The 24,616-nt window shown below is 65.9% G+C and carries 26 protein-coding genes; 14 read left to right on the top strand and 12 right to left on the bottom strand.

Going from position 1 to position 24,616, the window contains the following annotated elements; all coding sequences use genetic code 11:
• Positions 1-75: 75 nt before the first annotated feature.
• Positions 76-411 carry a hypothetical protein gene (locus MFF62_RS16355; RefSeq protein WP_309295907.1) on the top strand — a complete coding sequence of 112 codons (336 nt, stop codon included), beginning with the start codon at positions 76-78 and terminating at the stop codon, positions 409-411.
• Positions 412-425: 14 nt separating this feature from the next.
• On the opposite strand, the gene MFF62_RS16350 is transcribed toward MFF62_RS16355, so the two are convergent.
• Together MFF62_RS16350 and MFF62_RS16345 are read right to left on the bottom strand one after the other, a co-directional pair.
• Complete coding sequence (locus MFF62_RS16350; protein WP_238264170.1) at positions 426-1,034, bottom strand: response regulator transcription factor; 609 nt, start codon at positions 1,032-1,034, stop codon at positions 426-428.
• Complete coding sequence (locus tag MFF62_RS16345) at positions 1,034-2,407, bottom strand: ATP-binding protein (RefSeq protein ID WP_404990766.1); 1,374 nt, start codon at positions 2,405-2,407, stop codon at positions 1,034-1,036. Before MFF62_RS16345 ends, MFF62_RS16350 begins: the two co-directional genes overlap by 1 nt.
• 210 nt (positions 2,408-2,617) lie before the next feature.
• On the opposite strand from MFF62_RS16345, the gene MFF62_RS16340 reads away from it, so the two are divergent.
• Positions 2,618-3,121, top strand: a complete 504-nt coding sequence (locus tag MFF62_RS16340) for a copper chaperone PCu(A)C (RefSeq protein ID WP_238264169.1) — start codon at positions 2,618-2,620, stop codon at positions 3,119-3,121.
• A 24-nt stretch (positions 3,122-3,145) separates the two neighbouring features.
• On the opposite strand, the gene MFF62_RS16335 is transcribed toward MFF62_RS16340, so the two are convergent.
• Together MFF62_RS16335 and MFF62_RS16330 are read right to left on the bottom strand one after the other, a co-directional pair.
• Positions 3,146-4,087, bottom strand: a complete 942-nt coding sequence (locus tag MFF62_RS16335) for a LysR family transcriptional regulator (RefSeq protein WP_238264168.1) — start codon at positions 4,085-4,087, stop codon at positions 3,146-3,148.
• A gap of 63 nt (positions 4,088-4,150) precedes the next feature.
• Entirely contained in the window at positions 4,151-4,372 is a 222-nt protein-coding gene (locus MFF62_RS16330) for a cysteine-rich CWC family protein (protein ID WP_238264167.1), read from the bottom strand.
• A gap of 156 nt (positions 4,373-4,528) precedes the next feature.
• Here MFF62_RS16330 and argB point away from each other — a divergent pair, with 156 nt between their 5' ends.
• The 6 genes from argB (at position 4,529) to MFF62_RS16300 (ending at position 10,177) form a co-directional block, all read left to right on the top strand.
• On the top strand, positions 4,529-5,446 hold the full coding sequence (argB, locus tag MFF62_RS16325) for an acetylglutamate kinase (RefSeq protein WP_238264166.1): 918 nt from the start codon (positions 4,529-4,531) through the stop codon (positions 5,444-5,446).
• 74 nt (positions 5,447-5,520) lie between these two features.
• Positions 5,521-6,537, top strand: coding sequence for a pyrimidine 5'-nucleotidase (locus tag MFF62_RS16320; RefSeq protein ID WP_404990765.1), 1,017 nt, complete (start codon positions 5,521-5,523; stop codon positions 6,535-6,537).
• On the top strand, positions 6,534-7,187 hold the full coding sequence (slmA, locus tag MFF62_RS16315) for a nucleoid occlusion factor SlmA (protein ID WP_238264165.1): 654 nt from the start codon (positions 6,534-6,536) through the stop codon (positions 7,185-7,187). Before MFF62_RS16320 ends, slmA begins: the two co-directional genes overlap by 4 nt.
• A 282-nt stretch (positions 7,188-7,469) precedes the next feature.
• The gene (metX, locus tag MFF62_RS16310; protein ID WP_238264164.1) at positions 7,470-8,642 is read left to right on the top strand and encodes a homoserine O-succinyltransferase MetX; all 1,173 of its coding nucleotides are present in this window, start codon (positions 7,470-7,472) and stop codon (positions 8,640-8,642) included.
• Positions 8,639-9,250: a methionine biosynthesis protein MetW gene (metW, locus tag MFF62_RS16305; protein ID WP_238264163.1), complete on the top strand. Its 612-nt coding sequence runs from the start codon at positions 8,639-8,641 to the stop codon at positions 9,248-9,250. Before metX ends, metW begins: the two co-directional genes overlap by 4 nt.
• 108 nt (positions 9,251-9,358) lie before the next feature.
• Positions 9,359-10,177 carry an acyl-CoA thioesterase gene (locus MFF62_RS16300; RefSeq protein ID WP_238264162.1) on the top strand — a complete coding sequence of 273 codons (819 nt, stop codon included), beginning with the start codon at positions 9,359-9,361 and terminating at the stop codon, positions 10,175-10,177.
• Between the two features lies 1 nt (position 10,178).
• Here the strand turns inward: MFF62_RS16300 and MFF62_RS16295 are convergent, their stop codons facing one another.
• The gene (locus tag MFF62_RS16295; RefSeq protein WP_238264161.1) at positions 10,179-11,459 is read right to left on the bottom strand and encodes a muropeptide transporter; all 1,281 of its coding nucleotides are present in this window, start codon (positions 11,457-11,459) and stop codon (positions 10,179-10,181) included.
• A 93-nt stretch (positions 11,460-11,552) separates the two neighbouring features.
• Here MFF62_RS16295 and MFF62_RS16290 point away from each other — a divergent pair, with 93 nt between their 5' ends.
• Entirely contained in the window at positions 11,553-12,509 is a 957-nt protein-coding gene (locus tag MFF62_RS16290; RefSeq protein ID WP_238264160.1) for a M48 family metallopeptidase, read from the top strand.
• A 98-nt stretch (positions 12,510-12,607) separates the two neighbouring features.
• On the opposite strand, the gene argC is transcribed toward MFF62_RS16290, so the two are convergent.
• Positions 12,608-13,555, bottom strand: coding sequence for an N-acetyl-gamma-glutamyl-phosphate reductase (argC, locus tag MFF62_RS16285; RefSeq protein ID WP_238264159.1), 948 nt, complete (start codon positions 13,553-13,555; stop codon positions 12,608-12,610).
• A 157-nt stretch (positions 13,556-13,712) separates the two neighbouring features.
• On the opposite strand from argC, the gene MFF62_RS30900 reads away from it, so the two are divergent.
• Positions 13,713-13,853, top strand: coding sequence for a type II toxin-antitoxin system MqsA family antitoxin (locus tag MFF62_RS30900; RefSeq protein WP_404990764.1), 141 nt, complete (start codon positions 13,713-13,715; stop codon positions 13,851-13,853).
• Positions 13,854-13,954: 101 nt separating this feature from the next.
• Here MFF62_RS30900 and MFF62_RS16280 read toward each other — a convergent pair whose 3' ends face one another.
• A complete protein-coding gene (locus tag MFF62_RS16280; protein ID WP_238264158.1) occupies positions 13,955-14,731 on the bottom strand; it encodes an exodeoxyribonuclease III in 777 nt (258 codons plus the stop codon).
• Positions 14,732-14,762: 31 nt separating this feature from the next.
• Here MFF62_RS16280 and pyrE point away from each other — a divergent pair, with 31 nt between their 5' ends.
• Positions 14,763-15,440 (top strand): orotate phosphoribosyltransferase, encoded by a 678-nt coding sequence (pyrE, locus tag MFF62_RS16275; protein WP_238264157.1) that lies wholly within the window; start codon positions 14,763-14,765, stop codon positions 15,438-15,440.
• Between the two features lie 52 nt (positions 15,441-15,492).
• The gene (locus MFF62_RS16270) at positions 15,493-16,827 is read left to right on the top strand and encodes a DUF3734 domain-containing protein (RefSeq protein ID WP_238264156.1); all 1,335 of its coding nucleotides are present in this window, start codon (positions 15,493-15,495) and stop codon (positions 16,825-16,827) included.
• Positions 16,828-16,855: 28 nt separating this feature from the next.
• Here MFF62_RS16270 and MFF62_RS16265 read toward each other — a convergent pair whose 3' ends face one another.
• The 4 genes from MFF62_RS16265 to MFF62_RS16250 form a co-directional block, all read right to left on the bottom strand.
• Positions 16,856-17,665, bottom strand: coding sequence for a polyphosphate kinase 2 family protein (locus MFF62_RS16265; protein ID WP_238264155.1), 810 nt, complete (start codon positions 17,663-17,665; stop codon positions 16,856-16,858).
• 115 nt (positions 17,666-17,780) lie between these two features.
• Positions 17,781-18,653 (bottom strand): diaminopimelate epimerase, encoded by an 873-nt coding sequence (gene dapF, locus MFF62_RS16260; RefSeq protein ID WP_238264154.1) that lies wholly within the window; start codon positions 18,651-18,653, stop codon positions 17,781-17,783.
• Between the two features lie 14 nt (positions 18,654-18,667).
• Positions 18,668-19,561 (bottom strand): lipid A biosynthesis lauroyl acyltransferase, encoded by an 894-nt coding sequence (locus MFF62_RS16255; RefSeq protein ID WP_238264153.1) that lies wholly within the window; start codon positions 19,559-19,561, stop codon positions 18,668-18,670.
• Positions 19,558-20,451 carry a lysophospholipid acyltransferase family protein gene (locus MFF62_RS16250; RefSeq protein WP_238264152.1) on the bottom strand — a complete coding sequence of 298 codons (894 nt, stop codon included), beginning with the start codon at positions 20,449-20,451 and terminating at the stop codon, positions 19,558-19,560. The genes MFF62_RS16255 and MFF62_RS16250 overlap by 4 nt, the downstream gene beginning before the upstream one ends.
• A 267-nt stretch (positions 20,452-20,718) precedes the next feature.
• Here MFF62_RS16250 and metK point away from each other — a divergent pair, with 267 nt between their 5' ends.
• Both metK and MFF62_RS16240 read left to right on the top strand, forming a co-directional pair.
• Entirely contained in the window at positions 20,719-21,882 is a 1,164-nt protein-coding gene (gene metK, locus MFF62_RS16245; RefSeq protein WP_124682663.1) for a methionine adenosyltransferase, read from the top strand.
• 133 nt (positions 21,883-22,015) lie between these two features.
• Entirely contained in the window at positions 22,016-22,903 is an 888-nt protein-coding gene (locus tag MFF62_RS16240; RefSeq protein ID WP_238264151.1) for a Kdo hydroxylase KdoO, read from the top strand.
• A 120-nt stretch (positions 22,904-23,023) separates the two neighbouring features.
• Here MFF62_RS16240 and MFF62_RS16235 read toward each other — a convergent pair whose 3' ends face one another.
• Positions 23,024-24,427, bottom strand: a complete 1,404-nt coding sequence (locus MFF62_RS16235; protein WP_404990763.1) for a coniferyl aldehyde dehydrogenase — start codon at positions 24,425-24,427, stop codon at positions 23,024-23,026.
• Positions 24,428-24,616: the final 189 nt, after the last annotated feature.

The raw sequence follows: 24,616 nt of genomic DNA, 5'->3' as shown, positions 1-24,616 counted from the left end.
GCGCACCTTGTTGGTCGAATGGACCGATGCGGGAGCCACCGCATCCTGCACAAACACCTACCGGGAGTCTCAGCCGTGCGTACAACCTTCTTCAAGAGCAACCGGGTGCGCAAGCGCCGGGTGGCCATGGCCACCGCCGCCGTGGTGGGCGCCATTACCGCCGCCACCGTATTTCTCTGCATCCGTCCCGACGTGGTGACGAATGCCCATGCCGCCGCAGTGCCTGCTGTCGCCAAGGCGGACCAGACCGAGCGCCGTGCCGTCGTGGCCGCTACCGCGATGGCGTCGGGCGCGCTGGTGACGCTGGCCGATCGCCACGCCACCGACGCCGTGCGCATGGCCGATGCCTCGGGCGTAGCGGACGTTGGCGACGACGACCTCGGCTGGGACTACGTCCAGCTTCGCCTCTGAGCCTTCCCTGCCAGTCAGCGCGACACCGGGCGCTTGCCCAGCTTGCGCTGCAACGTGCGCCGATGCATGTTCAGCGCGCGCGCCGTGGCCGAAATATTGCCACCGTGTTCCGTAAGCACCCGCTGGATGTGCTCCCACTCGAGCCGGGCCACCGATAGCGGCATCGGCTCCTCCAGCGCGGCTTCGGCAGCCTCTTCCGAAACCCCCGCCATCAGCGCGGTCAGGATCGAATCGACGTTGGCCGGCTTGGCCAGGTATTCGTCCGCACCCTGCTTCACCGCCGCCACTGCCGTGGCGATACTCGCGTAGCCGGTCAGCACCAGGATCCGCGCATCGGGCAATGCCTGACGCAGCGGCGCCACCAGATGCAGCCCCGATTCGGCCGCGGCGGTGCCGCTGGTCTCGGGTGGCGGGCCCAGATGCAGGTCCAGCGTGACATAGGCAAACGGCGTCTTGGCCGCCAGCGACAGCGCACTGGCGCCGTTGTGGGCCACCTGCACGGCATAGCCCCGGCGCGTCAGCGCGCGGGCCAGCGTGCCGGAAAACACCTCGTCGTCATCGATCACCAGAAAGGGCGTGGCATCGGCCGCGGCCACGCGCGGATCGGCGGAAAGGTCGGTCATTACGGTTGAAATCCGGAGGGAGCGATATTGAGGTAGCCGGCCGTTCCGGCCAGGGGCAGGCGCAGTTCGGTCACCGTGCCGCCGGCGGGGTTGTCGAGCCATGCCAGCCCGCCCCCCAGTTGGCGCGCCGCGCTTTGCGCCAGATACAGCCCGATGCCCTGGCCGCCGTGGCTGCTGGCGACAGGCGCTTCGCCCAACTGCGCGCGCAGGGCGGGCGCGATGCCGCCGCCGTGATCGGTCACACGCCAGACCAGTGCCTCGCCTTCACGCGACACCGTCAGGGACAGCGGCGGGGCCAGGTCGGGGTTGCCGGCGTCGGTCTGCTGGCTGCGCGCGGCGTTGTCCAGCACGATGGTCAGGATCTGGCTCACGCGTGCCGTATCCACGGGCTGCGCGCCCGCATCGGGCGACACCTGCGCCTGCAGGCTGGCCTGCGGATGGCGCAACTGCCAGCGTTCGACGAACGGTGCGATCCAGGCGTCGATGCGCTGCGGGGCCAACGTCTGGTGGTCCTCGCGCAGACGCGCCAGGATCGAGCGGCAAAGTTCGAGCTGCTGTTCCATCGTGCGCAGGTCGGGCAGGTAGCCGGCCACGGTGGTATTGCCGCGCCGCGCGTCCTCGGCATCGGCGCGCAGTTCGCCGGCGATCACGGCCAACGTGGCCAGCGGCGTGCCGATTTCGTGCGCCACCGCGGCGGCCTGGTCGTTGAGCGCTTCGGCGCGGGCCTCGCGCAGCAGCAGTTCGCGGGCCTGGTTGAGCTGGGCATCGCGCTGGCGCAGCACATTGGACAGCCGCGCCACGAAGAACGCGATCATCACCGCGCTGGCCACGAAATTGAGCCACATCCCGGCCAGGTGATAGTTCACCGCGTTGTCGGGGTTGTGCAGGTGCAGCGGCACGTATTCGAGCAGCAGCAGCGAATAGCAGGACAGCGCGTACACGGCCAGCACCCCAACCAGCCGCCACGGCAGGATGGCCGCGGCAATCGCCAGGCCCGGCAGGTAGAACGACACGAACGGATTGGTGGCCCCGCCTGTGTAGAACAGGATGGCCGACAGCGCGGTGAGGTCCACCATCATCTGCACCATCAGCTCGCCGTCGCCGGGCATCGTCGCGCGCAGGGCATGCCAGCGCAGCCGCGCCACCGTGTACAGGTTGAATGCGGCCTGGATCGAGAACAGCAGCAGCAGCGGTTTGTACGGCAGCATGATGCCGGCGGCCGATTCGCATGACACCAGCAGCATGGCCTGGCCGGCCAGCAGTGCCCAGCGCAGCCAGCAAAGGCGGCGCAGGCTGACCAGGCTGTGGCGTTGCGCCGGCATGCCGAAGATGGCCGGCAGCGGGCTGGGAGTCAGGTCTAGGGATGCATGCATGGCGGCAGTGTAGCAATGCTTGGGCGGGGTGCCCGGCGTGCGACACCGTGCCGCATTCTGGGCCGTGCAGGGCCCTGCCAGACTATCGGCCCACATGGCGGCCGGGCAGCGTCGCGCGCCATGGTCCGCGCCATGGTTTAATTGGCGCCCTGCTATTTGCTATAGCCCCTGTCGGGCCCACTCGTGAGCCAATTCGTGGAGATGTTCCCAATGCAAGCCAAAGTCCGTGCGGCACGCGCCGCTTCCATCGTCACCCTTGGCCTGGCCGGGCTGCTGGCCAGCGCCAACGCCATGGCGCAGGTCGACGTCAGTGACGCCTGGGTGCGCGGCACGGTGCCGGCGCAGACCGCTTCCGGCGCGTTCATGACGATCCATGCGCACGAGGCCGCCAAGCTGGTCGGCGTGTCGTCGCCGGTGGCCACGGCCGAGATTCACGAGATGAAGATGGACAACGACGTGATGCGCATGCGCCAGATTCCGTCGCTGGACCTGCCGAAGATGCAGGACGTGCAACTGAAGCCGGGCGGCTACCACGTGATGCTGATGGGCCTGAAGCAGCAGCTCAAGGCTGGCGATACCGTGCCGCTGACGCTGAAGTTCGAGCAGAACGGCAAGGTGACGGAGCAGACCGTCAAGGCCCAGGTGCGCGATGTGACGGCGTCCGCCGCCGCGTCCGGCGGGCACGCCGGGCACAACATGGACCACAAGCACTAAGACTAAGGACTCGCGCAGCCCCGCTCAGCCGCGCAGGCTGATGGCGGCCGCATCGGCGTCTGCGTCGGCTGTGGTCGTGGCTTCGCGCACACGGTCGCGCAGCCAGGTATGGCCCGGGTCGGCGTCGGCCTTCTCGGGCCAGATCATGCTGTAGGTGAAGCCTGGAATCGTGAACGGTGCCTCGAAGATGGCCAGGCGGGTGTCGGCCAGCGCCTCCAGGCTGCGCCGGGCCGTGGTCAGCACCATGTTCGTGCCGACGATCAGCGCCGGGGCCACGCTCCAGTGCGGCACCGAGCAGGCGATCTTGCGCCGGCCGCCCAGCCGGGTCACGGCGGCGTCGATGGCCTCGCTACGCTCCGTGGCCGCCGTGACCAGCACGTGCGATCGGGCCAGGTAGGCCACGTGATCGAGCCGGCCGGTGTCGCGCACCGTGGCCGCATCCACCGCGCAGGCGAAATCGTCGTCGAACAGCACCGCCGTGCGCACCCCCTCGGGTTCGAAGGCAAAGGCACCCAACGCCACATCCAACTGGCCATCGGCAATCAGCGCGGTCATCGTCTCGCGGCTGGCCTGCGTGACGACCAGGTCGATACTGGGCGCCGCGCGGCGCAAGGCACGCAACAGCCGGGGCAGCACCACGAGCGCGCCGTAGTCGGACATCGCCAGGCGGAACGTGCGACGTGCCGTGGCCGGCTGGAAGCCGCCCGGGCCCAGCAGGATCCGCACCTGCGCCAGCGCCTCGGCCAGCGGGCCGGTCAGCTCGTGGGCGCGTGGCGTCAACACCAGCCCGCCCTGACCGCGCACCAGCAACGGGTCGTCCAGCAACTGCCGCAGCCGCGCCAGCGAATGGCTCACGGCCGGCTGACTCAGCTGCAGCCGCAGCGCGGCGCGCGAGATATGGCGTTCGGCCAGCAGCGCTTCCAGCACCACCAGCAGGTTGAGGTCGATTCCGCGTAGGCTATTCATGTCGCGAATGTTAAACCGGACTGCGTCCGTTTTGTCATTCGCGGAACGCAGGCGCGAAAATTTTCACGGCAAATTGAGAGGTGTCTCAGCCTGACGACGTTTCAGACATGCCGGGCAGAGGCAATGCTGGCCCGGGACGATCTGGCGCGCCGGCAGCAGCGGCAGGCTGGCGCACCAGCATTCGGGCAGTCCGGCCGCGTATCCGCAGACGAACGCGGCGCCGCACGCGCTGCAATGGTCCACGGGGCGCAGCCGGCCGGCCTGGATCGTCGACGGATCAGTCATGGCGTGTATCCTTGTTGCGTTGCCGCGATTGCAATACCGCCGCCGGTTTCTTGTAGAATCGGCGCCTGCCCGCAATGGCGGCTCGCCCCGTATCGCCTTATCCGGCGTACGGTTCGTCATGATACCTGCTCCAGATCACACGGAATGTCCGAAGCCATGAACGCTGACAATCCTGGGCCTGCCACCACCACGGTAGCGGCCATCGCCCCCTCCCTCAAGGCTGAAATCCTTGCCGAGGCGCTCCCTTACATCCGCAAGTTCCACGGCAAGACCATTGTGGTCAAGTACGGCGGCAATGCGATGACCGAGGAAAAGCTCAAGCACGGCTTTGCGCGCGACGTGATCCTTTTGAAACTTGTCGGCATGAACCCCGTGGTGGTCCACGGCGGCGGCCCGCAGATCGACGAGGCACTGAAGAAGGTCGGCAAGGTCGGCACTTTCATCCAGGGCATGCGCGTCACCGACGAGGAAACCATGGAAGTGGTGGAATGGGTGCTCGGCGGCGAAGTCCAGCAGGACATCGTCATGCTGATCAACCAATACGGTGGCCAGGCCGTGGGCCTGACCGGCAAGGACGGCGGCCTGATCCGCGCCAAGCGCCTGCAGATGCCCGACCGCGAGAACCCCGGCACCTTCATCGATATCGGCTACGTGGGCGATATCGAGGCGATCAACCCGGCCGTGGTGAAGGCGCTGCAGGATGACGCGTTCATCCCGGTGATCTCGCCGATCGGCTTCTCCGACGACGGTCAGGCGTACAACATCAACGCCGACGTCGTGGCCGGCAAGATGGCCGAGATCCTCAAGGCCGAGAAGCTCGTCATGATGACGAACATCCCGGGCGTGATGGACAAGAAGGGCAATCTGCTGACCGACCTGTCCGCGCGCGAGATCGAGGAACTGTTCGCCGACGGCACGATTTCGGGCGGCATGCTGCCCAAGATCTCGTCCGCGCTCGACGCCGCCAAGAGCGGCGTGCATTCGGTTCACATCATCGACGGCCGCATCGAGCACTCGCTGCTGCTGGAAATCCTGACCGAGCAGGCCTTCGGCACGATGATCCGCTCGCACTGAGCGCGCCATCCAGGGAACCCGCCCGTTTTCGCGGGTTCCCGGTCTTCTTCCCCATTCAGGTTCACAATCCACGCGTGTTTATCAGACAGCCCACCCAGCGTCGCGGCAGGGATCGCGCACGCCGCCTTTCGTCCGCGCCCGGTGCCATCCACCGTCCGCGCCGGCACCTGCTGCGCGGCGCGGTGGGCGATGCCTCGGGCCAGACGCTGTGGCTGTTCGATCTGGACAACACGCTGCACGACGCCTCGCACGCGATCTTTCCGGCCATCAACCGGTCGATGACCGCCTATGTGGCGCGCGTGCTGGGCTGCGACGAGGCCACGGCCAGCCGGGTGCGCGTGGACTACTGGCAACGCTATGGCGCCACGCTGCTGGGCATGATCCGGCATCACGGCGTGGACGCGGCAGACTTCCTGCGCGCGGCGCACGATTTTCCCGAACTGGCCGACATGGTGCGCGTGCGCCGTGGCCTGGCGGCGGCGCTGCGCCGGCTGCCCGGCCGCAAGATCCTGGTCACCAACGCGCCGCGCGACTACGCGCACGCGGTGATGGCGGTGGCCGGCATCGACCGGTGCTTCGAGCGCGTGGTGGCCATCGAGGACATGTGGGTGCACGGCCATTTGCGCCCGAAGCCCGATCGGCGCATGCTGCGCCGCCTGCTGGCGCAGACTGGCGTGGCGGCGCACCGCGTGGTGCTGGTGGAGGATACGGTTTCGCACCTCAAGCACTATGCGGGCACGGGCATCCGCACCGCGTGGGTGACCGGTTTCCTGCGGACGCTGGCGCCGTCGCGCCCGCACGTGGTACCGGCCCCGGACGGGGCGGCGCGCGATGCCGCCACTCGGTCCACGCTGGCCGCCGAAGACCGGCAGCACGCCAGCCACGCCACCCAGGAACGGTCGGTGACGATGGTGGCCGCGGAGAACCAGGATCCCTCGGTTGATAGGACAACTGCGGCAACGGCGCCACAGATGCAGCCCGATCAGGGGCGCAGAATGCGTGCGCGCGTGGTGAATCGACCGGGATATGTGGACATAAAAGTACAATTGATGCATCAACTCCTAAGACAAAAGCGGAGAATCGGGTCATGACGCAAACCATCGCTCGCGAGGCAGAGGCATTCATGCCAGCCCAATCGGCCATCGAGCCTGAGACCCCGGCACGCAAGCGCCCGCGTCCGGGCGAACGCCGCATCCAGATCCTGCAGACGCTGGCCGGCATGCTCGAGCATCCGCGCGGGGAAAAGATCACCACGGCCGCGCTGGCCGCGAAGCTGTCGGTGTCCGAGGCGGCGCTGTACCGCCATTTCGCCAGCAAGGCGCAGATGTTCGAGGGGCTGATCGGCTTTATCGAGCAGACGGTATTCGGCCTGATCAACCAGATCACCACGCAGGAAGAACACGGCCTGCGCCAGTTGCAGGCCATCGTGCGCATGCTGCTGACATTTGCCGAGAAGAACCCCGGCATGACGCGCGTGCTGACCGGCGAGGCGCTGGTGGGCGAGCACGAGCGGCTGCAGGAACGCATCAACCAGATGATGGACCGCATCGAGGCGTCGATGCGCCAATGCCTGAAGATGGCCGTCACGCAGGCCGCGTTTCCGGCCGACGCCGATATCCCGGCCCGCGTGGCGCTGATCACGGCCACCGTGCAGGGTCACTGGCATCGCTACGCGCGGAGCGGTTTCCGCAAGCTGCCGAGCGACAATATCGACGCGCAACTGCGCGTGCTGCTGGGGTAAGGAACCCGCGCCGGCGTGCCGCACGAGCACGACCGGCGCTTTGCACTATAATGTGCGGGTCGCGCCGATTTGATGACTGGCTTGCGGGCGCGCGGCAATGGGAGAAAGCTCTCCGGTTGCCAATATAAATGCGGCTAAAGAGGTTGGGTCGGTGCCTCGCGGATGGATCATCCACATTTCGGCATCGACACGCGGGACTCCCGCGCAAAGCCCGACTTGGCTGCTGAACGCATTGGCCGGTCGGGTTTTTTTTCGCCTGCTGATTTGACGCGGGCCTGCTCCATGACCGATGTCGCTCCTCCCGCTGGCGTGCTCGACGTGCCGACCGATTCCGTCGGCGTCGTCACCCCCCAGTGCCTGCATTTCGCCGAACCGCTGAAGCTGCGCAATGGCAGCCAGCTCGCCGGCTACGACCTGATGGTCGAAACCTACGGCACGCTCAACGCCGCGCGCAGCAACGCCGTGCTGGTCTGCCACGCCCTTAACGCCTCGCACCACGTGGCTGGTATCGCCGCCGACAATCCGCGCGATATTGGCTGGTGGGACAACATGGTGGGCCCCGGCAAGCCGCTCGATACCAACCGCTTCTTCGTCATCGGCGTGAACAACCTGGGGTCGTGCTTCGGGTCCACCGGGCCGATGAGCAACAACCCGGCCACCGGCACGCCCTACGGCGCGCTGTTTCCGGTGGTGACGGTGGAAGACTGGGTCAACGCGCAGGCGCGCGTGGCCGACCATTTCGGCATCGAGCAGTTCGCTGCGGTGATGGGTGGCAGCCTGGGCGGCATGCAGGCGCTGGCCTGGAGCCTGATGTACCCGGACCGCCTGCGCCACTGCATCGTGGTGGCGTCCACGCCCAAGCTGTCCGCGCAGAACATCGCGTTCAACGAGGTGGCGCGCAGCGCGATCCTGTCTGACCCCGACTTCCACGGCGGCAATTACTACGCGCACAACGTCAAGCCCAAGCGCGGGCTGCGGGTGGCGCGCATGATCGGCCATATCACGTACCTGTCCGACGAGGACATGGCCGAGAAATTTGGCCGCACGCTGAAGGCCGAGGACATCCGCTTTTCGTTCGACGTCGAGTTCCAGGTGGAAAGCTACCTGCGCTACCAGGGCGACAAGTTCGCCGAGTACTTCGACGCCAATACCTACCTGCTGATCACGCGTGCGCTCGACTACTTCGACCCGGCGCTGGCCTTCCAGGGCGACCTGACCCGGGCCATGGCGCAGACGCACTCGAAATTCCTGGTGGTCAGCTTCAGCACGGACTGGCGCTTTGCGCCGAACCGCAGCCGCGAGATCGTCAAGGCGCTGCTCGACAACAAGCGGCAGGTGTCGTACGCCGAGATCGACGCGCCGCACGGCCACGACGCCTTCCTGCTGGAAGACCCGCGCTATCACAACCTGATGCGCGCCTATTACGAACGCATTGCCGAGGAGATCGGTGCATGAACGCCGCCGCCAATCCCAATATCCTCGCGCTGCGCCCCGACTTTCGCGCCATCGCCCGCTGGATCGAGCCGAATTCCACGGTGCTCGATGCCGGCTGCGGCGACGGCAGCCTGCTGCGCGTGCTGCAGGACGAGCTGGACGTCAAAGCGTATGGCATCGAGATCCGCGACGAGGAAGTACTGGCCTGCGCGCAGAAGGGCGTCGATGTCATCCAGCAGAACCTGGAAGGCGGCCTGGCGCTGTTCGAAGACCAGAGCTTCGACACGGTGATCCTGTCCCAGACGCTGCAGACCATCCACAACACCGCCCAGGTGCTGCGCGACACACTACGCGTGGGCCGCGAGTGCATCGTCTCGTTCCCGAACTTTGGCTACTGGCCGCACCGGCTGTCGGTGTTCCAGGGCCGCATGCCGGTGTCCGAGTCGTTGCCCTACCAGTGGTACAACACGCCGAACGTGCGTGTGCTGACGATCAGCGATTTCGAGGAACTGGCGCCGAAGGTTGGCCTGCGGGTACTCGACCGCGTGGTCATGCACGAAGGCGTCACCGTGAACTGGGGCGTCAACTGGCGCGGCAGCCTGGCGGTGTACCGCGTGACGTCAAGCTGAGATCCGCAGGGCGGAACTGGAGTGTCCCTAGCTTGACGCAAGCCTCTGGCGGGCATACCGTACGTGAATTACCGAACGATCGTGCGATTTTCCGCCTGAACTCCCGCCATGACGCAAGCGCCCCTGCATCCACTCGACCACGCCCTGCAACTGGAACCCGCCGGCGAACACCGCTTCCGGGGACACACCAGCCAGGCCTACTGGAACATGATCGGGCCGTTTGGCGGCGCCACGGCGGCAGCGATGTTGCAGGCGGCGCTGATCCATCCGGAACGGCTGGGCGACCCTAGCGCGCTGACCGTGAACTTTGCGGGGCCGATTGCCGAGGGCGCGTTCGAGATTGTCGCGCGCCCGTCGCGCACCAATCGCTCGACCCAGCACTGGCATCTGGAACTGCTGCAGAACGGTGAAGTCACCACCACGGGTAGCGCCGTGTTCGCCGTACGCCGCGAAACATGGAATTGCGCGGAAGCCGGCATGCCCGATGTGCCCGCCGCCGGCGCGCTGCCGAAGATGAGCGGCTTCGCGCCCGTGAAATGGATCGGCAGCTACGACATGCGGGCCGTGCAGGGCGCCAAGCCCAATGCCGCGCCGGGCACCGAAAACCCGGACAGCCTGACGCGGTTCTGGATTCGTGACGAACCGGCGCGCACGCCCGACTATGCCGCCATCGCTGCGTGGTGCGACGCGTTCTACCCGCGCATCTTCCTCAAGCGCGCGGGCTTCGTGCCGGCTGGCACGGTGTCATTGACCACCTATTTCCATGCCGATGTGGCCACGCTGGCCGCGCTGGGCGACCGCCACGTGCTGGGCAGCGCCCAGGCGCGTGTGTTCCGCCAGGGATTCTTCGACCAGACCGCCGAGATCTGGAGCCCGGACGGCGCGCTGCTGGCCACGTCGCACCAGATCGTCTACTACAAGGAATGACTTACGCCGGGCGCCCCACGGCCGCTTCGGCCGGTTCGCGCGCTTGGGCTTCGTAGCGGTGCACGGTATTGCGCATCGCCCAGAGCAGCGCCACGCCGGGCACGGCGGCAATGACGGTGCCCAGGTAGAAGGGCGCCCAGCCCCAGGCTTCGACCATGTAGCCCGAGGTCGGGCCCACGTAGACCCGGCCGATCGACGCCAGCGCGGACAGCAGCGCGTACTGCGTGGCCGAGAACGAGCGGTTGCACAGGGTCATCAGCAGCGCCACGAAGGCGGCGGTGCCCATGCCGCCGCAGATGTTCTCCACGGCGATGGTGGCGGCCATGGTCCACAGGTGCGGCGGCGTGACCGAGAGAATCCAGTAGCCCAGGTTCGACACGCCTTGCAGGATGCCGAACAGCATCAGTGACCGGTACAGCCCCAGCCGGACCATCAGCGAACCACCGAACAGCGCGCCCAGGATGGTGGCCGCCAGGCCCAGCGTCTTGTTGACGATGCCGACCTCGCCCGGATCGAAACCCAGGCCACGGATCAGGAAGGTGGTGGACAGGCTGCCGGCAAAGGCATCGCCGAGCTTGTACAGCACGATCAGAAGCAGCAGCCACCAGGCGCCTTGGCGTCCGAAGAAGTCGCGCAGCGGCCCGAGCACTGCTTCTTCCAGCGAGCGCGGCGCGCGTGTCGGCGCATCGGGCTCGGGCGCCCAGAACAGCGTCAGCAGCCCCACGGCCATCAGCCCCGCCATGAGCAGGTACATGTTCGACCAGCCCAGCACGCGATCGGCCAGATACAGCGCCAATCCGCCGGACACCAGCATGGCCAGCCGGTAGCCCAGAACCTTGACCGCCGCGCCGGCGCCGCGTTCGGCCGGGCGCAGCACATCGGTACTGTAGGCATCGAACACGATGTCCTGCGACGCGGACAGGAATGCGACCAGCGTGGCCAGCGCCGCTAGCGTCCAGAGCGCCTGCTGCGGCGGGCAGAACGCCATGGCCGCGATGCTGGCCACCAGCCCCAACTGCGTCACCAGCAACCAGCCGCGCCGCCGGCCCAGCAGCGGCGGCGTGTAGCGGTCCATCAGCGGCGCCCACAGGAACTTGAAGATGTAGGCCTGGCCGACCAGCGAGAAGAAGCCGATGGTCTTGATGTCGAGGCCTTCGACGGTCATCCAGGCCTGCAGCGTGCCGGACGTCAGCGCCAGCGGCAGGCCCGAGGCAAATCCGAGCGTCAGCATGGCGCCGATGCGGCGGTTGCGGAAGATGTCGAGATAGGTATGGAAATTCATGATGGGGTGGCGCCAAGGCTGGCGTGTATTATTGCATCACCGTTCGCGCTGCCCCCGAACCTGTCACGACTTCTTTCGCATCGAGCTCCTTTCGTGAATCCCATCGTGCCCGAGACCAAGCGCAAGTCCTTCCGGCGCGTCACGCTGGCCGCCGTGGCCATCTTGCTGGCGCTGCCCGCGCTGGCGCAGGAAGTGGCGCTGGTGGCCGCCCCCGAAGACGGCGTGCGCGTGGATCGACGCTATTCAAAGGTGCGCGAGATCGTGCCGATGGATGTCATCGATCAGCAGGCCGCGCGCGAGTACGAACAGGTCAAGCAGGAAGCCATCGCCCGGCATACGTTGCTGGACGACGACGATCCGCAGGTGCAGCGCCTGCGCGAGATCGGTATCCGGCTGCTGCCCCAGACGGTGCTCTGGAACCCCCGCGCCGGACGCTGGCCGTGGGAAATCAACTTGATCCGCGCCAAGCAGATCAATGCGTTCTGCATGCCCGGCGGCAAGATGGCCGTCTACACCGGCCTGCTCGACGAACTCAAGCTGACAGACGACGAAGTGGCCGTGGTCATGGGCCACGAGATCGCCCACGCGCTGGAAGAGCATGCGCGCCAGCGCGCGGCGCAGGCCGAGATCTCGAACCTGGGCGCCAACGTGGTGTCCCAGCTGACCGGATTCGGCAACCTCGGCAATACGGAAATCGGCACGAACGCCAAGATGCTGTCGCTGCGGTTTTCCCGACTGGAAGAGACCGAGGCCGACCTGATCGGCATGGATATCGCCGCCCGCGCCGGCTATGACCCGCGTGCCGCCGTGACCCTCTGGCAGAAAATGGGCAAGTTCCTGCAGGCCGGCGACGAGTTCACGTCGACCCACCCGTCGGGCCGCAGCCGCATTGCCGTGCTGGAGGCGCACATGAAAGAGGTGCTGCCGCTGTACGCCAAGTCCATGAACATGCCGATGGACAAGCTCGCCCCCCACCAGGCCAACATGGCCGGCCTGGGCGGAGCGCCGGTGGATGCTGGGGACGAAGACATGAGGCGCCCGCTGAAGTAGCCCCGCGACCACCGCACACCCGCGGACGTAAAAAAACCGGCTCCATGGAGCCGGTTTTTTGTTGCGGGCCGGATGCTTCCGGCCTGTCGCCGGAAGACTTATGCCTTCAGGCCGGTAGCCTCGTCGGCACCGATGCGCACGTTCATGCACTGTACTGCCGCGCCGGCCGCACCCTTGCCCAGGTTGTCCAGGCGCGCCACCAGGTTCAGGCGTTCTTCGTTGCCGAACACGAACAGGTCCACGCGGTTGGTGTCGTTGCTCGCCTGCACGTCGAAGAAGCCGTGGTCGAGGTTGGCATCGCTGTTGAACGGATGCACGCGCACGAACTGCTCGCCTTCGTAGTGCTTGCGGTAGATGTCGAGGATGGCCTCGGCATCGGCCTTGCGCGACAGCAGCGACGGATATACCGGCACCGTCACGGACAGGCCCTTCAGGAAGTTGCCGACGATCGGATTGAAGATCGGCGCCTGCGACAGGCCGGCCTGCACGCGCATTTCCGGCAGGTGCTTGTGCGCCAGGGTCAGCGCGTACGGACGCGGGCTGTTGAGCTTGGGGTTACCGCCGGCTTCGAACTCGGCAATCATCGACTTGCCGCCGCCGCTGTAGCCCGTCAGCGAGAACGCCGAGATCGGGTAGTTGGCTGGCATCAGGCCCGCTTCCACCAGCGGGCGCACGGCCAGCACGAAGGCGCTGGCGTGGCAGCCCGGAACCGCGATGCGGTTGCTGGCGCGAATCTTCTCGCGCTGGCCGCGAGCAAGCTCGGGCAAGCCGTAGGCCCAGTCGTCAGCGGTGCGGAACGCCGTGCTGGCGTCGATTACGCAGGTGTCGGGGTTGGTGACCAGCGACACGGCCTCGCGCGAGGCCACGTCCGGCAGGCACAGGAAAGAGACGTCCGAGGCGTTCAGGAAGCGTGCTCGCTCCTGCGGGTCCTTGCGCTTGTCATCGGCAATGCGCAGCAGCTCAACATCGGAGCGACCCGACAGATAGTCCAGCAGCCGGAGACCGGTGGTGCCTTCCTGACCATCGACGAACACTTTGAAAACCATGGCGGACTCACTTTTTAAGAATGCGAAAAGTCTCCTGTCCTGGGGGGGCACGAGAACCTGCATTGTAGCGAGGTTGGGGGCCGGACGCAGGGTTTACGCGAAAAGAAGCCTGAGGCGGTCTGGCGGGGTTAGCCGTTGAAAACAGGAGGTGTCGAAAATGAAATGTCCAGAGTGCGGCGGTGTCGAGATGACACGGGGTGTCCGTGATCTAAAGCGCACGTATGGGGCCGCAACCATGATCATCGAGAACGTCGCCGGGGACTGGTGCCCACTGTGCGGCGGCGGCGTGATCGACTAAGACGAAGAAGAGCGGCTGGACGACCGCTGTCTATCGTTCAACAGGCTGGTGAGCGCAGCGCTGGCGGAACCCGGGCAGAGCTCCGCCAACGCCACCCCGCCTCACAACGGAAAGTCGTAGTCGATCGACAGCGGTGCGTGGTCGCTGAACTTCTCGTCCTTGTAGATCGAGCAGGCGCGGGCGGTGGCGGCCATCTTGGCGGTGGTCAGGTGGTAATCGATGCGCCACCCCACGTTCTTGGCATAGGCCTGGCCGCGGTTGCTCCACCACGTGTACTGCTCGGGGCGCGGGTCGAGCTGGCGGAAGACGTCGACGTAGCCGTGCGTGTCGAACAGGTCGCCGATCCAGGCGCGTTCCTCGGGCAGGAAACCGGAGTTCTTGAGGTTGCCCTTCCAGTTCTTGATGTCGATTTCCTTGTGCGCGATGTTGACGTCGCCGCACAGCACGATTTCGCGTCCGGTGGCCTTCAGTTGCAGCAGGTGGGGCAGGAAGGCTTCCATGAAGCGGAACTTGGCGGCCTGGCGTTCCTCGCCGCTGGACCCCGACGGCACGTACACCGAAATCACCGCAAGGTGCGGATACTGCACCTCGACATACCGGCCTTCGGCATCGAACTCGGCGCAGCCGAAGCCCGTGACCACGCGTTCCGGCTTGTGCCGGGTGTACAGGCCGACACCGCTGTAGCCCTTTTTCTCGGCATAGTGGAAGAAGCCGTGGTAGCCGTGAGGCGCCAGGAACGCTTCGGTCATGTCGGCTTCCTGGGCCTTGAGTTCCTGGACGCAGACCATGTCGGCGTCCTGCTTGCCCATCCATTCGAAGAAGCCCTTCTTGTGGGCCGAGCGGATGCCGTTGAGGTTGGCGCTGATAATCCGTAACATCTCGGGAAATTTTTGAATTCAGAGAGAAAAGATGACGCAGCAGACGACGCCGGGCGACCTCAGCCAGACCTTTATCCGCTTTGCACTGGACGCAGGCGTGCTGTCGTTCGGTGAATTCGTGACCAAGGCGGGCCGCAAGTCGCCGTACTTCTTCAACGCGGGCCTGTTCAACCAGGGCGCGATGCTGGGCCAGGTGGCGCAATTCTACGCGAAGACCCTGATCAACTCGGGGCTGCAGTTCGATGTGCTGTTCGGACCGGCCTACAAGGGCATCACGCTGGCATCCGCCACGGCCGTGGCGCTGGCCGGCATGGGCCGCGATGTCGGGTTTGCCTACAATCGCAAGGAAGCCAAGGACCACGGCGAAGGCGGCACGCTGGTTGGCGCCAAGCTGCAGGGCAAGGTGGTGATCGTCGACGATGTGATCTCGGCCGGCACCTCGGTGCGCGAGTCCATGCAGATGATCCGCGCGGCGGGCGCCGAGCCGGCGGCCGTGCTGATCGCGCTGGACCGCATGGAAAAGAGCGGCACCGCCGACAACATCGGCACGCATTCGGCCGTGCAGGACGTGCAACGCGAATATGGCGTGCCGGTCATCGCCATCGCCTCGCTGAAGGACCTGCTGGCGTATCTGGATGCGTCGCAGGACCCGGCGTTGGGGAACTCGCGCGACGCTGTCGCTGCCTATCGTCAGAAGTACGGCGTCTGACAGTAGCAACGGCCCCGCTCAGGGGCCGTTTTCATTTCCAGGGAGCAACGGCGTGGCGGAAAAGCGGCGGCAGGACCAGGCAGCGATCAAGCGTGAGATTGGCGAGCAGGGCGCGCCACCACAGGGCTCGGCGCCCGAGGCGGCCACGCCCGCCCGCGCGAAGCGATCCACCACGACCAGGCAAAAGGCGCTACCGGCCGAGCACTGCGCTCCCGATGCGCCGCCACACAAGGGGCCTGCCCACGAAGCCTATGCCGTGCGCGCGCTGGTCCTGCAGGGCGGAGGGGCGCTGGGGTCGTACCAAGCCGGCGTCTACCAGGGGCTGGCCGAGGGCGGCATCCATCCGAACTGGGTGGCGGGGATATCGATTGGCGCGCTGAACGCGGCGGTTATCGCGGGCAATCCGCCCGAGACGCGCGTGGCGCAACTGCGGGCGTTCTGGGAATACATCTGCGCGCAGCCCTGGCTGCCGGGCCTGCCGCTGGACTTGCTGACGGAGGCGGCGCCGATGTGGCCGGAACCAATGCGCATCTGGTTCGACGGCGTCAACGCCACGCGCGCGCTGCTGGAAGGGCAGCGCGGCTTCTTCTCGCCGCGCAATATCACTGACCTATGGGCGCGCTTTGACGACCCGGGCAGCGCCAGCTACTACGACACCGCGCCGCTCAAGGCGACGCTGGAACGCTTTGTCGATTTCGACCGGGTCAACCGGTCCAAGGAGATGCGGGTGTCGGTGGGGGCGGTCAACGTGCGCACCGGCAATTTCGCGTACTTCGACAATACGCGCATGACGCTGCGCGCTGAACACTTCATGGCGTCGGGCGCGCTGCCCCCGGGATTTCCGGCCGTCGAGATCGATGGCGAGTACTACTGGGATGGCGGCCTGGTGTCGAACACGCCGTTGCAGGAAGTGCTGGCGGCCCAGCCCCGGCGCGACGCGCTGATCTTCCAGGTGGACCTGTGGAGCGCGCGCGGCAAGCTGCCGCACAACCTGCTGGACGTGGCCGAGCGCCAGAAGGACATCCAGTATTCCAGCCGCACGCGCGCCATTACCGACTACATGCGCGAACAGCAGAACTACCGCCGCATGCTGAGCGAGCTGATGGCGCTGGTGCCGCCGTCCAAACGCGACGAGCCCTGGTACAAGCGCGCGGCCGACCATGCCTGCGACGCACGGCGCAACGTGATCCAGTTGATCTACCGCGACAAGAGCTTCGAGGGCAGCGCCAAGGACTACCAGTTTGGCGTTTTGACGATGCACGAGCATTGGTCCACCGGACTCGACGATATCCGTGACACGCTCAAGCATCCGCACTGGCTGGCCATGCCGTCAGCCGAACATCCGTTCGTCACGCACGACGTGCATCGCGGCAACGGCGAAGAGTGAAGGCTGAGCGGCCACCAGGGCCGCGCCATCAATCGACGACGACCTTGGCCAGTTCCGGCTTGGCGGGCGGGTAGTCCGGCTTGAGCTTGTCGAACGTCGCCTTGAGGATCTCCGCCACCATCAGGTTGCGATGGCTCTTCGAGTCGGCCGGCACGATGAACCACGGGCATTCTGGCGTGGCCGTGGCCGCGATGGCGTCCTCGTAGGCTTCCTGGTACTGCTTCCAGAATTTCCGCTCGGCCAGGTCCTGCATGTCGAACTTCCAGTGCTTCTGCGGATCGGCGATCCGTTCCTCCAGCCGCTGCTTCTGTTCGCCCTTCGAGATGTGAAGGAAACACTTGACGACGGTGGTGCCGGTTTCCACCAGCATCTGCTCGAACTCGCGGATCTGGCGGAAACGCCGTTTGCACTCCGCGTCGTCGATCCAGTCGTGCACGCGCGTGATCAACACGTCTTCGTAGTGGCTGCGATTGAAGATCACGATCTCGCCGTTGCGGGGCACCTGCGCGTGTACGCGCCAGAGATAGTCGCGCGCGAGCTCTTCGGCTGTGGGGGCCTTGAAACTGGCCACGCGCACGCCCAGCGGATCGAAACTGCGGAAGACCGAGCGCACCGTGCCGTCCTTGCCGCTGGTATCCATGCCCTGCAGCACGATCAGCAGCCTGTGCTGGTGCTCGGCGTAGAAGATGTCTTGCACGGCATCGAGCTGGGTGGTCAGCTCGGCCAGGTGGGCATTGTCCGAGGCCTTGCTGCCCGTGGACAGCGGCTTGCTGTCGGCGTCGAAGCTGGCAAGCTTGAACTGCTTGCCCGAAGTGATACGGAAATCGTCCAGCGTCATGCGTGCTCCCCGTTGACCGTGGCATCCAGCCAGCATGGTCGGCCATGCGCCACGCGCCGTCAATGCGCGGTCGTCTGACAGTTACCGGGGCATGCTTGTCACGCGCTCGGCGCGCTCAGGCGTGTGCCTTCAGCAGATCGAGGTCAATCGACCCTTCGAACACGGTCGTGGCCGGGCCGGTCATCTGGACTGACTGGCCCACGCCCTGCCAAGCGATGCTGAGATCGCCGCCATGCGTATGCACCTTGACCGGCGAATCCAGCAGGCCGCGGTGGATGCCGGCCACCACGGCGGCGCAGGCGCCCGTGCCGCAGGCCAGCGTTTCGCCGGCGCCGCGCTCGAATACGCGCAGGTTGATGGTGTGACGATCGACGATGGCCATGAAGCCGGCGTTGACGCGGTTCGGGAACGACTTGTGGTGCTCGATCACCGGGCCATCCTGCAGCACCGGGAATTGCTCCACGTCATCAACAATCTGCACTGCGTGCGGGTTGCCCATCGACACGGCGGAAATCCACTCGGTGCGGCCGTTCACTTCCAGGCCGTATAGCGTGCCGTTGCCCTCGGTGCGCGTGGGCAGGCCATCGGCGACGAACGGTACGCGTGCCGGGGTCAACTCGGGGGCGCCCATGTCCACGGTGACCTGGCCGTCGTCCTGCAGCGTCAGCGTGATCACGCCGTTCATGACTTCCACGCGCACCGAGCGCTTGTCGGTCATGCCCTTGTCCGTGACAAAGCGGACGAAGCAGCGGGCGCCGTTGCCGCAATGTTCCACCTCGCCGCCATCCGAATTGAAGATGCGGTAGCGGAAGTCCACGTCGTCGCGGTCGGATTTCTCGACGATCAGGATCTGGTCGGCGCCGATGCCGAAATGACGGCTGGCCAGCGCGCGCCATTGGGCGTCGGTCAGGTCGAGCTTCTGGTGAATGCCGTCCAGCACGATGAAATCGTTGCCGGCGCCGTGCATCTTGGTGAACTGGAGTTTCATGGTGCCGATTGTAATCAGTAGATGTCCGGTTCGCCGGGCGGCCGGTGCTTGAAGCGCTTGTGTACCCAGTAATAGTCCGCGATGCGCGGGCGGATGGCTTCCTCGAAGAAGGCGTTCATGCGGCGCGTGTCGTCCGTGACGCTTTCGCCGGGGTAGTTGTCCCAGGGTGGCAGCAAGTGCAGCACATACCCCTTGTAGTCGGGCAATTGCTCCGTGTAGATCGGCACCACCTTGGCATTGGCCAGCCGCGCCAGGCGCGACACCGCCGTCAGCGTCAGCGCCTGCACGCCGAAGAATGGCACGAACTCGGAATCGCGCTCGCCGAAGTCCATGTCGGAGATCAACTGCAGCGCCTCGCCCTTCTTGAGCGTGCGCAGGATGTTACGCACGCTGTCATTGCGCGAGATCATGTTTGCGCCAAAGCGGCCGCGCGCCACCTTCAGGAAGTCGTCGAACAGCTTGTTCTTCTGCACGGTGTAGAGCGACGCGCCGGAGCGGCCCACGTTGTCGCGCAGGTGCATGGTCAGGCGGATGGCGCCGGCTTCCAGGCCGGAAAGGTGCAGCGTCACCAGGATATGGGGCGTGCCGTCCAGCGCCAGCAGGTTGCCGTGGTCCTTGATCTGCACCAGGCGACGCATCTTGTCTTCGCCACAGGTCCAGAAGATGCCGCCCTCGGCAAAGCTTCGGAACACCTTGCGGTAGCTTTCGCGCGACAGGGCGTCGATCTCGGCATCGGTGCGATCCGGAAAGCACAGGCGCAGATTGGCGCGCACCACTTCGCGGCGCGGATTCGGAATCTGGTACAGCAGGCTGCCCAGCGCCTCGCCAAAGCGGGCTACGAATGCGTAGGGGAGTTTGCCCAGCACCGTAAGAAGCCCGATGCCAAGCCAGGTAAAGATGCGGCTCATTGAGTCTCGTCGTTGGTGACCGCCCGGCCGGTCGTGGCCGGTTCGGTTGGCGTTCCGGCCCCGGCCGGATTTTTGTAGCGGTTATAGCCCCACAGATACTGGGTTGGGTCGATCTCGATCAACTTCTCGATGGCTGCGTTGATGACCGCCGAGCCTTCCGCCGGGTCGGCGGGCAGCATGCCGCCTTCGGACAGCACGTGCAGGTGACCGCGATAGCCAGCACCGCGCGGCAGGCGTTCGGCGAAAACCATTACGATCGGCGCGCGGGTCAGCTGCTGCAACCGGTGCACGAGCGTCATCGAATAGGCGGGCTTGCCAAAGAATGGCGCCCAGGTGCCTTCTCCACCGCTTGGCACCTGATCGGGCAGGATGCCGACGGCTCCGCCGCGCTTGAGCGCCTTGACCAGCATGCGCACCCCGCGTGGCGTGGCCGGTGCCATGGCCACGTTGGGGCGCGTGCGCATCCGTTCCACGAATTCGCGCAGCCATGGCTGGTGAGGGGGCTTGAACAGCGCGGTCAGGTGACGTTGTTGGCCAATGCTCGGGGGCAGCACCTCGAAGCAGCCAAGGTGCGGGGTCAGGATGATCACGCCGTTGCCCGCTGCGGCCACCTCGTCAGCTTTGCCCCACATCTTGTCGAAACCCTCGGTGTGCACCGAAAATGTCTTGCGGCTCCAGAAATACGGCATCTCGATGATCATGCGGCCGGTGTGGCGTGCCGCTTCGGCCAACATGGCATCGGTGGCCTGCGGATAGGCATGGCGGAAGTTCTCGGCCAGCCGGCGGCCGTAGCGGCCGGGCAGGCGCGCCACGAGCAATCCCAATGCGCCGCCGATGGCGTGCAGGACGCGCAGGGGCAGGCGAGATATGAGCCAGAACAGAAAGGTCATGTCGGTGCTGGTAAGGCGAATCCGGAAATACCGGGAAAAACCGCGGCGCACGCGCGGGAATTCTGCACAGTGCGCGTCTGACGCCGTTATTCGGAAATCGGCGGGCTGCAGCGAAAGCGATAGGCCGCTATAATACCGTCCATCGCCGAGTTAACTGACAACTTGCGGGGCGATGCTGCTCTACCCGAGCGGCCCTAAATACCGCTAAAGCGTCGCCGCACTATTTCGAAGGGTGGCGCGCAATAGCCAACCTGGAGAAATTAGATCGTGTCGAACGATTTCCTCTTTACTTCGGAATCTGTCTCCGAAGGCCATCCCGATAAAGTCGCAGACCAGATTTCGGACGCTGTCCTGGACGCCATCCTGTCCCAGGACAAGTACGCCCGTGTGGCGGCCGAGACGCTGTGCAATACCGGTCTGGTGGTTCTGGCGGGCGAAATCACCACGACGGCAAACGTTGACTACATCCAGGTCGCACGCGACACCATCAAGCGCATCGGTTACGACAACACCGACTACGGCATCGACTACAAGGGTTGCGCCGTGCTGGTGGCGTACGACAAGCAGTCGCCCGATATCGCCCAGGGCGTGGACCGCGCCTCGGACGACTACCTGAACCAGGGTGCTGGCGACCAGGGCCTGATGTTCGGCTACGCCTGCGACGAGACCCCGGAACTGATGCCGTTCCCGATATACTACTCGCACCGCCTGGTGGAGCGTCAGTCGCAACTGCGCCGTGACGGCCGCCTGCCCTGGCTGCGTCCGGACGCCAAGTCGCAGGTGACCGTGCGCTACGTGGACGGCCGTCCGCACAGCGTGGACACCGTGGTGCTGTCGACCCAGCATTCGCCCGATATCTCGCAAGCGCAGATCCGCGAGGCGGTGATCGAGGAGATCATCAAGCCCGTGCTGCCGGCCGACATGCTCAAGGACACCAAGTACCTGGTCAACCCGACCGGCCGGTTCGTGATTGGTGGCCCGCAAGGCGACTGCGGCCTGACCGGCCGCAAGATCATCGTCGACACCTACGGCGGTGCTTCGCCGCACGGTGGTGGCGCGTTCTCGGGCAAGGACCCGTCGAAGGTGGACCGCTCGGCCGCCTACGCTGCCCGCTACGTGGCCAAGAACGTGGTGGCCGCCGGCCTGGCGCGCCAATGCCAGGTGCAGGTGAGCTACGCCATTGGCGTGGCACGCCCGATCAACGTGACCGTGTACACGGAAGGCACCGGCAAGATCTCGGACGAGAAGATTGCCGAACTGGTGCTGGAACACTTCGACCTGCGCCCGAAGGGCATCGTGCAGATGCTGGACCTGCTGCGCCCGATCTACGAAAAGACTGCCGCCTACGGCCACTTTGGCCGCGAGGAGCCGGAATTCTCGTGGGAAGCCACCGACAAGGCCGCCGCGCTGCGCGCCGCCGCTGGCCTGTAAGCGCTCAGGCGTTTCCGGCTGCATGCCCCGCCGGTCCCTCGGGACCCGCGGGGTTTTTTGTTGTCCCGGCGCCACCGGGCATGCCCGCCCGCGCGGAGTAGAATCCGGTCAACCCGAAATCAATGGAATCGCCATGGCTCTGGACCTGATCCGTACCCAGCCCTATACCGACTGGTCACCCGAGGTATCGCCCGAGACGCGCGCCGCATTGCGCCGCGAACTGGAGCAGGGCGCTGTGCTGTACTTCCCGAACCTGCGGTTCGAATTCAAGCCGGGCGAGGAGCGCTTCCTTGACCCGCGCTATTCGGACGGCAAGTCGAAGAACATCAACCTGCGCGCCACTGACAACGCCGTGCGCGGCGCGGCCGGTACCGAGCAGGACCTGACCGACCTGTACAACCTGATCCGCCGCTACGCCGAATCGGGCGAGTCGCTGATCCAGGCGCTGTTTCCGGAATACATGGGGCATATGACGCGTGCGGGCACGTCGCTACGGCCCAGCGAGATCGCGGGCCGGCCGGTGAGCTGGCGCAAGGACGACACGCGGCTGCACGTGGACTCGTTCCCGTCGAACCCGATGCTGGGCAAGCGGCTGCTGCGCGTCTTCCACAACATCGATCCCGAGGCACCGCGGGTGTGGCGCGTGGGCGAGCCGTTTGGCGACTTTGCCCAGCGCTTCGTGCCGAAGACGCACGGCATGTGGCCCGGTCAGGCGTGGCTGATGAAGACGTTGCACATCACCAAGCGCGAACGCAGCGAATACGATCACCGCATGCTGCAATTGCACGACCTAGCCAAGGCCGACCTGGACTACCAGAAGTCCGTGCCGCAGCAGGAATTCCTGTTCCCGCCGGGCGCTACGTGGATCGTGTTCAGCGACCAGCTGCTGCACGCCGCCATGCGCGGCAAGGCGATGATGGAACAGACCATTTACCTGGACCCGGCTGCTATTGGCGACCGCACGCATTCGCCCGAGGCGGTGCTGTCGCGCATGCTGGGGAAGCCGATGGTGGCGGCTTGAGCTGAGTTCTCCCCGTTGCGGCTGTGTTTTCTCCCCTCTCCCGCGCAGCGGGAGAGGGGAGCGAGTAAGACGCGGGAGAGTAGGTAGTAGGTAAAGGGCAGGAGAGCCCGCCAAACAGCCCTACCGCAACAACATCCTCAGCATCGATTCAAACCGCTTCCCATACGGCGCCTTGAGCAACCCCGCGCCGTTGAGCCGCGACTGGTAGAACACGGGCTTGAGCTTCGAGAACGTCTCGAAGCCAGCCTCGCCGTGATAGTCGCCCATCCCGCTTGGCCCCACGCCCCCGAACGGCAGCCCATCCTGCGCGATGTGGAACAGCGTGTCGTTGACGGTCACGCCGCCTGCCACGGTTTGCCGCATGACGTGGTCCACGACGTCGCTGCCGCGATCGAATACATAGAGCGCCAGCGGACGCGGCCGGGCATTCACGAAGCCGATCGCATCGTCGATATCGCGATAGGCCACCACGGGCAGCACCGGCCCGAAGATTTCCTCCTGCATCGCGCGCACGTCGTCCGGCGCGCCCGTCAGCAGCACGGGCGGCAAGCGGCGGGCAGCGGCATCGGGCGAAGCGTCGGTCAGCGGCACCACGGTCGCGCCGGCTGCCTCTGCGGCATCGACCATCGATACCAGGCGGTCGAAGTGTCGCGGACTGATGATGCTCGTGTAGTCCGCGTTGCGCGCGATATCGGGATACAGCCTGGCCGCCACGCGGCGTGCCGCGTCGACGAAGCGGTCCTGCTGGCCGGCGGGCACCAGCACGTAGTCGGGTGCGATGCAGGTCTGGCCCGCGTTGAGCAGCTTGCCCACCAGGATACGTTCCACGGCGCGGTCGAAATCGGCGCCGGGGCCGACGATGGCCGGCGACTTGCCGCCCAGCTCCAGCGTAACCGGCGTCAAGTTGGCCGCAGCCGCCTTCATCACGTGATGGCCGACGCTGGTCGATCCCGTGAACAGCAGATGGTCGAACGGCAGCGCGCTGAAGGTGGCGGCCACCTCGGCATCGCCATTGATCACGGCCACCTCGTCTGGGGCAAACGTCCCCTGCACCAGCCGCGCGAACAACTCTGAAAACCGAGGCGTGTACTCGGACAGCTTGACCATGGCGCGATTGCCTGCCGCCAGGGCGCCGGTGAGCGGCCCGATGGTCAGGTAGAGCGGATAGTTCCACGGCACCACGATGCCGACCACACCAAGCGGCTGCGGTATCAGGCGCGACTTGCCCGGCTTGAACCAGAGCCCCGTCGCCACGCGTCGCGTGCGCATCCAGCGCTTGCCATGCCGCAATGCATCATCGATGCCCGACAGGCTTGGAAACACTTCCAGCAAGGCGGTTTCCTGGCGCGGACGATTGGTGAAATCGGCGCTGATGGCTGCCGCGATGGCGTCGTGGTTGTCGCGCACCAGCGCCTTGAGGCGCCGCAGCCGGTCGGCCCGGACATCCCAGGCCGGGCTCTGGTCATGACGCGACGCGGCGTGCATGGCGTTGAACACCGTGGACATGGCGGGCACTTCTCTCATGGCGATCTCCTTGGGCCGGTTCTTGTTTTCCATGGACCATCGCGCACCATATGCCAGCCCGCTGGTTATATCAATGGAGGACACCTCCCAAACGCAGGGCGGCGAGCCGGTGTGCGGCGCCGCGCCCGGGCTGCCCGATTTAGGTGTCGCCCCGCTTCACCACCCCGGCGGCAGCGGCTACACTGGATT

The organism is Cupriavidus pauculus (assembly GCF_022179805.1).
GTDB lineage: Bacteria > Pseudomonadota > Gammaproteobacteria > Burkholderiales > Burkholderiaceae > Cupriavidus > Cupriavidus pauculus_E.
The sequence above is the reverse complement of the archived record's forward strand: the minus strand, read 5'-3'. Positions and strand labels throughout refer to the sequence as shown.

Coding starts and splice junctions, on each gene's coding strand:
- MFF62_RS16350 (WP_238264170.1), bottom strand. CDS start 1,034: ATGACCGACCTTTCCGCCGATCCGCGCGTGGCCGCGGCCGATGCCACG.
- MFF62_RS16345 (WP_404990766.1), bottom strand. CDS start 2,407: ATGCATGCATCCCTAGACCTGACTCCCAGCCCGCTGCCGGCCATCTTC.
- MFF62_RS16340 (WP_238264169.1), top strand. CDS start 2,618: ATGCAAGCCAAAGTCCGTGCGGCACGCGCCGCTTCCATCGTCACCCTT.
- MFF62_RS16335 (WP_238264168.1), bottom strand. CDS start 4,087: ATGAATAGCCTACGCGGAATCGACCTCAACCTGCTGGTGGTGCTGGAA.
- MFF62_RS16330 (WP_238264167.1), bottom strand. CDS start 4,372: ATGACTGATCCGTCGACGATCCAGGCCGGCCGGCTGCGCCCCGTGGAC.
- argB (WP_238264166.1), top strand. CDS start 4,529: ATGAACGCTGACAATCCTGGGCCTGCCACCACCACGGTAGCGGCCATC.
- slmA (WP_238264165.1), top strand. CDS start 6,534: ATGACGCAAACCATCGCTCGCGAGGCAGAGGCATTCATGCCAGCCCAA.
- metX (WP_238264164.1), top strand. CDS start 7,470: ATGACCGATGTCGCTCCTCCCGCTGGCGTGCTCGACGTGCCGACCGAT.
- metW (WP_238264163.1), top strand. CDS start 8,639: ATGAACGCCGCCGCCAATCCCAATATCCTCGCGCTGCGCCCCGACTTT.
- MFF62_RS16300 (WP_238264162.1), top strand. CDS start 9,359: ATGACGCAAGCGCCCCTGCATCCACTCGACCACGCCCTGCAACTGGAA.
- MFF62_RS16295 (WP_238264161.1), bottom strand. CDS start 11,459: ATGAATTTCCATACCTATCTCGACATCTTCCGCAACCGCCGCATCGGC.
- argC (WP_238264159.1), bottom strand. CDS start 13,555: ATGGTTTTCAAAGTGTTCGTCGATGGTCAGGAAGGCACCACCGGTCTC.
- MFF62_RS30900 (WP_404990764.1), top strand. CDS start 13,713: ATGAAATGTCCAGAGTGCGGCGGTGTCGAGATGACACGGGGTGTCCGT.
- MFF62_RS16280 (WP_238264158.1), bottom strand. CDS start 14,731: ATGTTACGGATTATCAGCGCCAACCTCAACGGCATCCGCTCGGCCCAC.
- pyrE (WP_238264157.1), top strand. CDS start 14,763: ATGACGCAGCAGACGACGCCGGGCGACCTCAGCCAGACCTTTATCCGC.
- MFF62_RS16265 (WP_238264155.1), bottom strand. CDS start 17,665: ATGACGCTGGACGATTTCCGTATCACTTCGGGCAAGCAGTTCAAGCTT.
- dapF (WP_238264154.1), bottom strand. CDS start 18,653: ATGAAACTCCAGTTCACCAAGATGCACGGCGCCGGCAACGATTTCATC.
- MFF62_RS16255 (WP_238264153.1), bottom strand. CDS start 19,561: ATGAGCCGCATCTTTACCTGGCTTGGCATCGGGCTTCTTACGGTGCTG.
- MFF62_RS16250 (WP_238264152.1), bottom strand. CDS start 20,451: ATGACCTTTCTGTTCTGGCTCATATCTCGCCTGCCCCTGCGCGTCCTG.
- MFF62_RS16240 (WP_238264151.1), top strand. CDS start 22,016: ATGGCTCTGGACCTGATCCGTACCCAGCCCTATACCGACTGGTCACCC.
- MFF62_RS16235 (WP_404990763.1), bottom strand. CDS start 24,427: ATGAGAGAAGTGCCCGCCATGTCCACGGTGTTCAACGCCATGCACGCC.